The sequence below is a fragment of the Paenibacillus sp. J31R109 genome (genome assembly GCF_059692055.1).
This window is the reverse complement of record NZ_JCAUAR010000004.1, coordinates 237,150-250,240: the sequence shown is the minus strand read 5'-3', so window position 1 is coordinate 250,240 and position 13,091 is coordinate 237,150. Positions and strand designations below refer to the sequence as shown.

Genomic DNA, 13,091 nt, shown 5'->3' with positions numbered 1-13,091 from the left:
ATCGAATGAACATTCGATAGGTTATTACAGCTTTTTGAAAAACAAGAAGCGCAAGTTACATGTACCTTGCTTCTATTACTTTAAAGTCCACAATTTAGGGTTAATACCTACTGCTTTCATAAGCAGTTCTAGATAATAATAGTCTCCCCATATGGTATAGCTATGCATCTCACCTAATGTGGAATCCCGCACAAAACAATTTGGCAAAATGCCCTCCACCGTCGGATCCATAGCTTTTGAATAGTTGGTTCTCAAGGATTCCATAATTTTGTAGGCAGATGCTTGATAGATTTGAGCTTTTTCAGCGTCAGGCTCCAACGCCGCGATATCCAGCATTCCGCTAGCAGCGATCGAAGCGGCTGAAGCATCTTTCAGGGCATTCGTAAAGTCGGGAAGTTTGAAATCCCAGTAAGGGATGACATCTTGCGGCAGGTTGTTCAGGTAATAGTTCGCAAGGTTTTCTGCCGCTGTTAGGTACTTGTCTTGGCCGGTATGCTCATAGGAAAGGGCAAAACCATAGATTCCCCAGGCCTGGCCTCTTGACCAAGCAGATTCATCGGAGTAGCCTCCTTCATTGAAGCCCCCGACAGGTTCACCGGTATAGGGATTGAAATCATAAGTATGGTACGTTGAATAATCTTCGCGTATACAATATTGACTTGTGGTAGCTGCGTGCCCCTCGGCGGCCTGGAAATATTTATTTTCCCCTGAAATTTCCGAAGCGCAGTAGAGTAGAGGGAGATTCATCATACAATCCATGATGAGCTTTCCTTTGCGATCTTCTACTTCGAGTCTTTCCCAAGCGCGTATAAATTTTCCTAGGGGATTATATCTTTTCAGAAGCTCATCCCCGGCTTGCATGGCCAAGATCTTGGCCTCTTCATTTCCTGTGATTTTATACAAGGCAGTCGCGTACAGCTGATACAAGAAACCTAGGTCATGGTCCTTATAGCCGGTTTCCAGTCTCTGACGGAATACAGGCATATAATTGAATAGATAATCCAAGTATTTCTTATCCTCTGTATACACATAAGCGAGCAGTACCATTCCCGTCCAAAACGACCCGGTCCAGTTTCCATCCAAATTGAGAGAATCTGAGTAATTTCCAGTGGCTGATTTATGGGGAAACTTGTTTTGAAATTTAAGCATATTGGTATCCATTTTTCGAATAATGGCTTCAATTTCTGCTGTGATAACTTGTTTATCTGGCATATGCACTGAGACGCTCATGATCATTCTGTCCTCCAAATCTATGTAAAATGTTCGAGACGATTGCCTGTATTAAAAGGAAAATGCAGCTTCATACGTTTTGCCGATAGAACCTAACGTATTAATCTCTACGCGAACCCCAGATGCTGTTGGTGTAACGGTTATAGCGTCATCTTTGGATACAAGCTGAAGCAAAGGCTGGTTAATCTCAATCACAATCTTTTGCTGTTTTTGCGTTGGATCGGATGCCGAAAAGACAAGTTTGTTATTATCCATCTTTACACCTACAGCAGCAGGATTGTAACTGTGAATGATGCCTTCTTGGCCAGGCTGCCAGAAGATATACGCTGTCGTATTGGTGTTCTCCTCATGAACGGCCTGAACATTCGCATCATTCCGCAAAATCTGGATATCCGGATCTGCAGCATATTGTGCTGTCTGAGCGGCAGTCTTGTTTGGCAGTAAAACATAGGAATAGCTGCTGTTAACAGGCTGCGTGCCATGATTGAACCAAATGTTCATGTAGTTCTTGGTTTTTGGCGTCGTACTGCCATAGCTGGTGTTTTTGTTAATGTCGGACCATGCACCTGTTCTTGTCTCGCGAAGAAACTGAACGTTACCAGCTTGGGGGAAGTAGTAACCGATGTCTGCTCCTTCGACATTCCCCTGCAAGTGAGCCCACCCCGTATTTGCAGCACTTTCGGAATAAGGGATTGCTGACGATTTCTCAACACCGTTTACGATAAGCTTATTATTGCCGCTTGCGTTTAATTGACGGTTTTCAACAATAGTTTCAACGGTATAATTGTCAGTGCTGTTGATATCCGCTCCTAGGCTTACGATTTCATCATCGAAGACAAACCACGATTTCTTAGCTTTCAGATTGGAATTATAGGCATCTAATTGCATAGCGGAAGCTCCATATAACCCATCGATTTCAACTCCACCGACAAAATCCTGACCTGTTGTTTTACCGGAGCCTTCGCCATCCGCTTTAGGTCTGTTATCCGCCGTGATCCCCGGCAGCCTGTAAGGGTTGATAGTAGGCCAATAATCTTTTGAATATTGATCCAAATCGTTGTAGAGGTAGGTCATACCTTCATTCTGATACCAGTTTCTTACGTTTTCACCGCTGAAAGACTCGAAATTGCCAATTCTGGAAGAGGACATCGTCACGGCGAAGGCATAGCCATCCCGTCTCATCACAGCTTCATCCATGGCCGCATATTGTTTGTAAAGCTCCAACGGAGCTTTCGCCGGGATGCTGGCATCATTCACAATTTTCTTTGCTTCCGTAACGAGATAGAAAGGGGCGGAGGCAAAAAAGTTACGATCCGTGTCTCCCAGGATCCAACCTTTAGCCATAGATTGAAGCCACGGCTTTAAGCTGTTTGGCGCAAACATGGATGTCGTGACAACACCTCGAATGACTCTGTTTCCAATATAATGGTCGTCGTAGGGCTCTCTTGCGAGTTCACGGCCGCTTGCCATCCACATCCCAACACCATCATACATTAAAGGTTCAAAGCCTTCGCGAATCCAGTCATAGACATTGTTCTTGCTCGGCGATGAGATTGCAAAGAGGGTATTTTCAAAGAAGTACATCGCACTGGATAAATCAAGCAACATGGATTTTCCATAGCCCATGGTGTAGGAATGTTTTTGATGCTGGATAAAGGATCCGTCCTCATAGAAACCGTCCCCTTCTGTTGTGTAATCAAACACCGACATCAGGGCATCTCTTCCCGCAATAACCTTATCCACATCCTGGGCAATAATTGCCCGGATAGCAATAGCCATCGCACGCCAGACCAGATTTGCCCCTGCATCGCCATCAGGCACTCTAGGAATGTAATAGTCGATCGCATCCGTATTTTCTTTGATTTGTGCCGCTGTTAAATCATCATACATGAGGACAAGGATGTCATTTAACGTCCCAGGCGTACCGATTTCCCATTCCCACCAGTTATCATAAGGCGGCTTATCTTTTCTGTAGCGATTGTCATTCAGCCATTCAAGCGCAGAAATGATATCGGCTTTCAGTGCTTGGTTCATATACAGCTGGCTGCCGACAAGATTATACGCGATCGCCATTTTTTTAACTCTGTCGTAATTTTGCGTGACAAATTTGGATAAATCCGTTCTTTTGGTGTCGTCGTTCCACAGATAGCTGCGTTCACTGCCACCTTGTATGAGTGAGTCCCATAAGCTTTGTGCGGAGTCATTCGCTGCCACGACCATGGCACGAATATCCGGATCGTTCATATCATGGGTACCGTCACCAATGAGACGATATTTCCATTTATCTCGAAGCTGTTCATAGACTTGCGGTGTCAGTTGGCTTACATCAATTGCATTGTAGGTAACAAGTGTATAAAGGTCCTTTAACATGTAGGCGTCCTTCACAGGGTCAAAAATATTAGCCGTGTTGCTAAAGATGATTAAATCTTGACTGCTGATAAATAGTTGTTTACCTATGATTTGTGCAAACTCTGCTGCCGGCACCAAAACAGCACCATCACCGGCGATCGCTTCGACAGAGAAGCTTCCGCTGTTCCCGTTATACGAATAGTTCTTGCTGCCCGCTGTAGCGACAAAGCTTCCGCCTATTTGAAGCTTCTGCATAAGGAACTGAGCAGGGACGTAGATTTTTCCATCTTTGCTGATAGGCGTTAGTAAGGAATTCGTGGAAATAACGGTCTTCACATCATTAACATAGGCATTTTCAGATCTAGGAACCATGACGACGGCATGCTTAATTTTGTTATGCATGATCTGCTCATCCGTTAATCTCTCGCCTTGTCTGGAAAGCAAAGTGCTAAATTGCTCAGGCGTAAGCGGCGCTGTGCTCTCATACATTTTGATATCATCATAGAAGGAGATTCCGCGATTCCAGGACTTGAAAGCCACTGAGAAGATGTTGTCGATGGCTGGCTCTGGGAATGCATAATCGGTAAGAATCCTTACACCATTCATATAGAGGTCAAATTTCTTCGAATCAAGCTTAGCAACGATGTGAAAAGTGGTCCATTTCTTCGCTTCATAGGTAGCAACTTGGACTTTATCGGGCATCGTTTTCACTTTGCCGTCTTTATCAAGCAAAAGGAATATATTCTCTTTGCCAGCTGCATCCTTGACCGCATAGAGAACGCGTTCACTGATTGTATCGTCAGGATATACGCTGACTTCCATGACCACATTGCCGTTTAGCGGCGTTTTAAAAGATTTCAGAATGTTGACGTCCTTGGTAACGGTATTGGGTTCCGTTCTAAAGCTGATCCCATGAGCGGTGTCAACCGTGGAGGGAGACATTTGAGAACCGCCAGTGGCCTGCCATCCTGTAGGCGTGCCGCTTGCATAGGTGGTGAATCCCTCATGTACATAGACGGCGGCGACCTCTTGACCTCCGGGATTTCCGACGCCAGCGGTTGTGAATTGCAGACTGCTTGGCACTGCCTTGTACCCGAACATATTTTTAACGCCGTCGGTCAGTGACAATGTATAGGTTGTTGCCGGCTCAAGTGAAGAGAAGCTGATTCTGCAAGTGTTTCCCGAGCAGCTGTATGTCGCTGTGCCGGGCACTGCGGGGGAAACCATTACCGTACCTGAATTAAAAGTACTTGGATTCATGTTCGCTTCAGAGAACACGATGTCTACGTAAGTTCCAGTAGTCGGCACGCCGATATTGCCAACTGCCGCTGCAGGGGTGCCATTAATCTTGTAGCTTGCAGTAATGGTTGAATCGGATGTTGTAAATGAAAGGCTGCTTGGCGTTGCTCCTTTCCCATAACTACTCTTCACGCCATCGGTAACCGAAACGGTATACGTTGTAGCCGAATTAAGTTCCGTAAAATCAAGTCTAAGATGATTATCCGTCACCGAGTAGGTTACGGCCCTTGGGGGTGTTGGTGATACGGTGACCGTACTATTATTTATCGTGCTTTCCGTTACATCCCAACCACTAAAGGAAATATCAACATAAGTACCGATAGGGGGCAGCCCTGTATCCCCACCTGTTGATGCTGCACCATTTAGCATATAACTGGATAGAATGGGAGGATCTACGGTAGTAAAGGACATGCTTTTTGGCGTCGCCTTTTGTCCAAATACATTTTCTACACCGTTACTGACAGATACGGTATACGTTGTTGCAGGCTGGAGCGTCGCGAAGCTGATTTGGTAACCACCATCCGTACCAATGGAAGTTACTGCTCCAGGTGCGGCTGGAGAGATCGTAATATGGCTAGAATTGAAAGTGCTTTCATTCATATGCGGATCACTAAAAGTGACATCGAGCGTAGTTCCTGTGACGGGAATATCAGACGCGCCGCTTGTTACGCTACTGCCATTGAGCTTAAAGCTTGCGTCAATAGAGGTTTCTGGTGTGTACCGGATTAATTTGAAATTATCGATATCAAAGGAGGGACCAGCAGAGTTAATAAATTGCACACCTTGCAAGGTTCCATCAACTAGAGGGATCTTTGAAGATATTGCTTTTCCATCGAGAAATGCTCTTGCGCCGAATGTACTCCGGTTGTTCAGATCTAAGGCAACCTTGATGTTATGCCACTGGTTATTGAGAACGTATACCGATGAAGTAACCGAATTAAAAGCATCGGCATCGAAACTTTTAATGACACCTGTTGAGAACAGCTCAAGGGGCTGGTACCAGGTCGAGCTTCCAACTTTAAAACCCAAGGCTTTCCCGGTTAAGGGGGATCCCATTTTTACATCTGCACTCAAAATGACTTTTCCTGTTGAGGCATTGAGTGGGGTATAGTGAGGAAACCCCGATCTAATTTGAAAATCTCCTGCTGTACTGGCGACTCTGGCAACCTTATTCGTCGTGGAGCTTTCCGTTTCAATGGTTGTTCCATTGGCACGCCCCCAAGCGGCTGTAGCCTCCGTTTTGGATGGGTAGTCAAAGGTGTCTGAAATCGCGATCGTCGTTGCACCAAGAACACTTATCGGCAAGGATGTCATCAATAACAAGCCTGCCATTATGGTTGCAATACACTTTTTCATCATAATACCTCCACCATCATAGAGTTTGAAAATGTTGAAACACGGTCGCTTAACCTTTCATCGATCCATCGGATACGCCGGAAATAATGAACCGCTGCAGGAAGAGATAGAGCAGCAATGTGGGAATGAGGACCGTTACAATGGCAGCCGACATGACGGGCCAATCGGTCGCATTTTCGCTGGAAAAGGAGTTAAGAGCGACGGTGACTGTTCTCAAAGAGGTCTTCGGCATAAACAAATATGGATTCAGAAAGTCGTTATAGATAGAAATCGTCTTTAGAATAATGACCGTTGCGATGCCGGGCATCATCTGAGGCAGAATAACGGACCAGTAGATGCGGAAGTAGGAGGCACCGTCTATCTTCGCGCTTTCGTCCATATGCTTCGGGATCTTCTCCAGGAACTGAAGGAAAATATAAATGCCCACGACATCCGCGCCTGTATACAGTAGAAAACCGGCCTCTCTTGTATTGAACAACCCCAAGGATTTGATAACCATGAATGTAGACACGGATGTTAGCACATGGGGAATCAGGACGGAAGCGACAAATGCTGTAATGATGATTTTCTTGAAGCGGAAATCAAAACGGTTCAGGACATACGAGGCCATGGAACCAAGGAATACGCTTCCGGTTACACCTACCGCAACTTGGACTGAGGAATTTACGAAAGCTGATAGCATTTTACCTTGCTTGATTGCCATGATGTAGTTATCGAAGTTAAACAGATTGTCAGGTAAAGCCATAAAGCCTTTCAGCCCATACTCCTCACTGGTTTTCAACGAGACGTTTAGGATGATGAAGAGCGGCAACATAATAATGGCCACCCCGATCAAAGCCATGGCATAATTGAACAGCTTTAGAAGAGGGTGGCTAATTTCCAGCCCGATGTCGGTAGCATGTTTCTTCATATCTGCCGCTCTCCTTTCGATAACCATAATCTTTGCAGGCCAACGACGATAGCTACAATGATTAGCATGACCACAGCCATTGCAGCGGCTTTACCATAATTGCTGAATTCGAAGGCGATGGCCAAGGACTTGGAGACGAATGTGTCGCTCAGGCCGTAAGGACCGCCTTTTGTCAGGACAAAGGGTTGGAAGTAGGCTTGCAGTGCACCGTTAATTCCGAGGAATAGATTAAGCTCAAACACGGTGATGATGTTAGGAATAATCATATAACGAATCATCTGATGAAAGCTGGCTCCATCAATACTGGCTGCTTCATAGACGTCCTTTGGAATGGACTGTAAGCCGGCCAGATAGACGACCATACACCAACCTGTGAACATCCATGTGCCGATGAAGGCAAGGGAGAAGTTGATCAAATAATTCTCCGGCAGCCAGTGTACGGGGTTCATGCCGATCCATTTCAGAGCAGCGTTTAGTGGACTGTTGGTGTAGTTGTACAAATAATTGAACATGAATGCGATAGCGATGCCGTTTAGAATGTTGGGCATGAACAGAACGGAACGAAAGAAATTTTTTCCTTTCATCTTGGTGCTGAGGATAATGGCAAAATACAAACCAATTACGTTTTGAACGAGCATGGCCACAATATAAGCCCCATTGTTTTTGACCGAAATCCAGACATCGGTATCTTCGAATACATCCAAGTAGTTTTTGATCCCGACAAACTGCATATCTGGGGAGATGCCGTCCCATTTTGAGAAGCTCATTTGAAACAGTTTAAGGGCAGGCAGGTACGTAAAAGTTATCAGGAGTAGGACCGGCAAGACCAAAAACGCCAGTATGGTCAAACCTTTCTGATAGTCGTATCTGCGTGCCCTTCTGAAGGTGTTCTCTCTCATAACTCCATCCTTCTTTATCCAGATTTTGAAATAGAAGATGGATTCAAGTTGAACCCATCTTCTGAACGGTGCAGCTACGTTTCCACAATAGAAAGTATCAGTTTTCGGTACCCGAAAACATCTTTCTATTTGGCGATAAAACTTACCTCTAAACGCGGTCGCTCAACTTTGAAAGGCTTCGATAGAAGTTTTCTCATTTCCCTAAAACTTCCATACGCGCCTTTTGCCATTTCTCATTGTACTTTTTCACAACATCATCCGTATTTTTGCTCAACATAAATTCTTGAACGACTTGCGATAGATTGATTTGGGATTTGTTCAAGGTTTCTTGGAATTTGATATCAACAGCTGTGTCTTCAATAATAGGCAGCTTGGATGACAGCAATTCTTCTACGCCTGGAATGACGGCTTTATCTTGCTTGATGGAAGAGTTCACACCACTTGCCTGTGCATAACGGCTGTTGGTGAGCATGAATTTGACGAACGCTTTGCTGGCCTCCGGGTATTTCGTGTTCTTGGATACTACAAATGGTTTGTCTGGTCCGACATAGACGGCTTTCGATCCTGGGTGAGGGAACATGCCGACTGCATCAGATTTAGCACCTAGGTCGATTAACTGTGGAACAAGCCAATCCGCCATAAACATCATACCGACCTTGCCTGCTGCCAAATCTTTTTTGGTCTGTTCCCAATTCGCCGACATGAGATCAGGTTCTGTAAAGCCCTTCTGATAAGCATCCCTTGCCAAATTGAAGCCCTTCAAAAACTCGCTGTTGAATAGATCCCCAGCTTTGGCAATCAAGTCGTTTCTCCAATTCGCGTTACCTGTGCTCACATGTGTGTATTGGAAGAAATAAGGATCGAGTGTAAACGCGTCTTTAAAACCCGTACCTAGAGGAATAATGCCTTTGTCCTTCAGCTTTTGGAAGGCAGCGAACAACTCATCTGTGGTTGTCGGCGTTTTCGTAATTCCTGCTGCCTGGAAGGCGGCCTTGCTGTATACAACACCAAGGTATGCTGCGCCGGAGTTGACCTTGTACAGTTTCCCGTCATCGCCTAAACCGCTTGCATGAAACCACAGGTTATCCTTGTTATAGCCCAAATCGTCCAATGGCATATAATACTTAGGTAGATCAGCTTTCGTAATTTCGGGAAGGGCAATCGTAACATCCGGCAATTCACTGGCTGCCGCACGCGTCTTTAAGATTTGCTTCCAATCTTTATAAGATTCAATTGTAACTTGAACCCCTGGATTCGCTTTCATAAACTCGTCTGCAAGCGCTTTAATTTTGGTTTCGGCAATATCCGTTCGATGGGTACCAAATACGATCTTGCCTTGCAAATTAGCAGCTTCAGTAGTCGGCTTGGCAGCGGTTGCAGGTGTGGCCGCTGGCGTGGAAGCGGGGGACGCGCTTTGGCCATTGCCACAGGCGACAATCGGCACAACTAAACTGAGAGAAAAAAAGAGACTGAGTAATCTTTTCATAGTGACCTCCTTGTATGTCTGTTCTTGTTCAACAGGATGCATCCTCTGATACCCTTATTTTAAGCGTTTTCAGGAGACCAAATGAATGACCGGATATTGGATTTCTTAACAGATCATTTGATTGGTCGTTTACTTGATCTTTTTTCTGTATTCCGTAGGGGAAACGCCTACTAATTTTTTAAAGGCTCGGCTGAATGATTCAGGTTCCTCATATCCAACCATTCCTCCCACTTCGTACACCTTAATTTCGGGCATTGCCAGCAGTTTCTTAGCTTCCTTCATGCGAGCTTCTATGAGAAAATTCGTAAAGCTTTTTCCAGTCTGATCTTTGAATAGCTTACTGAAATAAAATGGATTTAAACATACCCGATCCGCAACGCTTTGAAGCATCAAGTCCTCACGGAAGTGCTGCTGAATATATTCCTTGGCGATTTCGATAATGCGAATGCTTCTCTCGCTTTTACGATTCTGAATCGTGGTTGTCCGATCCGTGAAATCCTCGGCGAGCAGGCCGATCAGATCCTTCATGGTGGGAACGAGATCGATAGCAGCAAACAGATCTTGCCCGTTCACCGTCTTGTTGGAGGAGGCTTCAGCAAATTCCCGACATGCAACTTCCATGCGGGTAACCATTTTTTTGCAGACATCCTTCACGTTTACAGGTCTCGCCTGAAGCATCTCCAAACGAACCAACAATTGCATCAGTACATCCTTGGCCTGGTTAAAATCCCCAAGCTCCATGAGGCTAGTAATTTGTTGAACCTCTGGCTCCCAGGGAAACGATGTAATCGTTGACATGTTCGATTCATCTTGCAAAGTAAGAAATTTCGCGCCTGCATTTTCGTAGAAGCCAGTTTCCAGAGCACGCTCCGCCTCCTTAGCTCCACTGGGCAGTTCATCTATGAGTGTAAATACATCACTAATGCCGCAGGAAACTTTAACATCTGGTATCGATTTCCAGTTGTCTGCCTGTAGGTTCAGCGCGTCCTGCACCACATTCTTGAAATGAACGAATTCTTTATTTCCGCAAAAAACAGCAATAACCTGAGTGCCACGTAAAGCAAGCATGACACGAACCATTGGGGCCATTTGTGGTACTAGTGAAAGCACATCGTTCTTAATTGTTTCAAGAATTAAAGAATTATTCTGGTGAACCTGTAGGATGGCGACCAGAAAATTCCCGCTGTCTGCCAGTCCACAGTCTCGCAGCTTTTGCATACATGGCTCTACATCGTGTGCTCTGGCATGAAGGAATTGCAGCAATGCTTTCTCCTCGACTAACAGCTGCGCTTCCTCCGATCTATCCTTCAGCAGCCCGTCCCGCCGAGAGGATTCCTGCTCCAGAGCATGGTCATCCCTAACCTTCTGCAGCAACGCCACAATATCCGGTGTGGGGATTGGCTTCAACAAGTAATCCACTGCACCGTGACGTAAGGTCTCCCTGACATACGGGTATTCACCGTACCCGCTCAGCACGATGATCTTCATCCTATCCAGTCGATCCTGTTGCGCCTTCACCTTCCGAATCAGCTCCACGCCGTCCAGGACAGGCATCTTGATATCCGTAATTAACAAGTCAGGCTTGCACACCAAGATGTCCTCGTAGGCCTGTTGACCATTCGACGCCTCACCGATGACCGTCCATTCTGGGCAATTTTTCTCGATAATTTTTCTCAGACCGGTACGAATGATTCTGTCGTCATCTGCAATGAATACGTGATACATCGTTTAGCCTCATTTCTAAAATGGTCTAGGTCTTGATAGGAATTTGAAAAAATACCGTCGTTTGAACCTGCTCCACACTTCGAATTTGTAAACCGTATCCGACTCCATAATGCAAGCCAATCCTCTGATGGACGTTTTTCATCCCAATACTGCCGGGCGATTCATTCATTCCGTTCAAGTCATCCATCGTTTGTTTAAGTTTGTCTACGGAGAAGCCGCCCCCGTTATCTGTTACCTCGAAAACAACATGGTTCTCAAGCTTGCTTACCGATATGGTTATGAGTCCGCCATCGGAGGTATATTTCAAACCATGGTTGATTGCATTCTCCACCAGTGGCTGTAGGACCATCTTGGGAATTGGAACATCCTCAATTTCTTCCTCGACATGGATAACAATTTGGAATAAGTCGCCGTATCTGACTTGCTGAAGCAAGACATACTCCTTCAGATAATGAATTTCATCCCGCAATTGCACTTTGGACAAAGGGTCGGTAATGCCATATCTCAGAATGCCGCCAAGGGCAACAGCCATCCGGGATGCTTCATCGTCATCATTGATTTCGGCCATCATCCGTATCGATTCAATGGTGTTGTACAGAAAGTGGGGGTTGATCTGATTCTGAAGGCTCTGAAGTTGTAATTCCTTCTTCCGTAGCTTATCTATGTATACTTCCTGAATAAGATCATGAATTCGGTGTGTCATTCGGTTGAATGACGAGCCCAAGGCACCAATTTCATCCGCTCTGTTATCTTGGACTTTTACCCCAAAATTGCCTTTCTCGAATTTCTTGATCGTATTAATAAGCGTTTTAATCGGATTCACAATTTGTCTCGAAATCATGAAGAGAAAGAAAAAGGAACCCGCGATGGCTAGAAAGGTAAAGAACATCGTCACTTTGCCTGCTTGATTAATCTGTCGGAACAATTCACGCTCCGGGATGATGGTCAGAATCGTCCATTCGTTCACTTCGGAAGTAAAGCTTCGGACAATGGAATGCGTACCGTCAATGTTGCTTGCCTGACTTAGCCGTGCTTTGGCTATGTTTTGCAGATTCATATCAGCGGGACTGCCAATATTCGGAGTGTGGGTATCGTATATGGTCTGACCATTCTTATCCACGATGACAACCCTTTGGTTGGGAAAAAGCATTAAATTTTTAATTTGTTCGGCCAAGTAATCAACCTTTGTATTGACAAGCAGCACTGCCGCTACGGCTCCTGCATTAACGTCCACAAGTCCTCTAGCCACTCCGAATACTTGAATGGGCCGAGTCCTCTGATCGGATACATTGGGTAAGTGATAGGTGGAGACGATCTGCGGCATGCCGAAGCTCTCGATGCTTTTACGGAACCAAACTTCTCGAACAGGATCAAACGGGCGCAGCAATGCCGTATCCAACACCTTGTATTCGCTCATTCCGTTCAGGTTAAACAAGAAAATGGAGTGGATGTCTTTTTTGAACAGAAACATCTTATTGAATATCATGTCAGCTTCCCGCTGAAAATCCAGACTGACTTGATTATTCTGAAATGATTTCAGGTTCTGAAAAAAATTATCTTTCGAATTCTGTTCCATGAGAGGGATGATGGTGATAGAAGATAAATCCGCCAAATAAGAGTCGATTCTGCCCATTGTTTGCTTATTGGCCAGGTCGATTGCTTCCAGCGATACAGCTTCCTTATCCTTCTTGTAATTCATAAAGTGACCATAAGACAGAAGAATCATAAGAAATGATAGAAACAAGAAACAGATGCTCAATTTATAAAATAAAGGAATATTGGACAGTCTCCATCTCTTCCCATCAAAGGGAGTGAACTTGCGTCTCTCCACAGCCAT

At 45.1% G+C, this 13,091-nt stretch carries 7 protein-coding genes; all 7 read right to left on the bottom strand.

From position 1 onward, the window contains the following. Positions 1-75 precede the first annotated feature (75 nt). Positions 76-1,230, bottom strand: coding sequence for a glycoside hydrolase family 88 protein (locus tag AC58QT_RS14035; protein ID WP_497409513.1), 1,155 nt, complete (start codon positions 1,228-1,230; stop codon positions 76-78). A 51-nt stretch (positions 1,231-1,281) separates the two neighbouring features. Next, the gene (locus AC58QT_RS14030) at positions 1,282-6,237 is read right to left on the bottom strand and encodes a polysaccharide lyase family 8 super-sandwich domain-containing protein (protein ID WP_497409512.1); all 4,956 of its coding nucleotides are present in this window, start codon (positions 6,235-6,237) and stop codon (positions 1,282-1,284) included. A gap of 46 nt (positions 6,238-6,283) precedes the next feature. Beyond that, a complete protein-coding gene (locus tag AC58QT_RS14025) occupies positions 6,284-7,144 on the bottom strand; it encodes a carbohydrate ABC transporter permease (RefSeq protein ID WP_310499793.1) in 861 nt (286 codons plus the stop codon). Further along, positions 7,141-8,043 (bottom strand): carbohydrate ABC transporter permease, encoded by a 903-nt coding sequence (locus AC58QT_RS14020; protein ID WP_497409511.1) that lies wholly within the window; start codon positions 8,041-8,043, stop codon positions 7,141-7,143. Before AC58QT_RS14020 ends, AC58QT_RS14025 begins: the two co-directional genes overlap by 4 nt. 193 nt (positions 8,044-8,236) lie before the next feature. Next, positions 8,237-9,529 carry an ABC transporter substrate-binding protein gene (locus AC58QT_RS14015; RefSeq protein ID WP_497409510.1) on the bottom strand — a complete coding sequence of 431 codons (1,293 nt, stop codon included), beginning with the start codon at positions 9,527-9,529 and terminating at the stop codon, positions 8,237-8,239. A gap of 129 nt (positions 9,530-9,658) precedes the next feature. Then, positions 9,659-11,254, bottom strand: a complete 1,596-nt coding sequence (locus AC58QT_RS14010; protein WP_497409509.1) for a response regulator — start codon at positions 11,252-11,254, stop codon at positions 9,659-9,661. A gap of 25 nt (positions 11,255-11,279) precedes the next feature. Further along, positions 11,280-13,085 carry a cache domain-containing sensor histidine kinase gene (locus AC58QT_RS14005; RefSeq protein WP_497409508.1) on the bottom strand — a complete coding sequence of 602 codons (1,806 nt, stop codon included), beginning with the start codon at positions 13,083-13,085 and terminating at the stop codon, positions 11,280-11,282. Between the last annotated feature and the right edge of the window lie 6 nt (positions 13,086-13,091).

Coding starts and splice junctions, on each gene's coding strand:
- AC58QT_RS14035 (WP_497409513.1), bottom strand. CDS start 1,230: ATGAGCGTCTCAGTGCATATGCCAGATAAACAAGTTATCACAGCAGAA.
- AC58QT_RS14030 (WP_497409512.1), bottom strand. CDS start 6,237: ATGATGAAAAAGTGTATTGCAACCATAATGGCAGGCTTGTTATTGATG.
- AC58QT_RS14025 (WP_310499793.1), bottom strand. CDS start 7,144: ATGAAGAAACATGCTACCGACATCGGGCTGGAAATTAGCCACCCTCTT.
- AC58QT_RS14020 (WP_497409511.1), bottom strand. CDS start 8,043: ATGAGAGAGAACACCTTCAGAAGGGCACGCAGATACGACTATCAGAAA.
- AC58QT_RS14015 (WP_497409510.1), bottom strand. CDS start 9,529: ATGAAAAGATTACTCAGTCTCTTTTTTTCTCTCAGTTTAGTTGTGCCG.
- AC58QT_RS14010 (WP_497409509.1), bottom strand. CDS start 11,254: ATGTATCACGTATTCATTGCAGATGACGACAGAATCATTCGTACCGGT.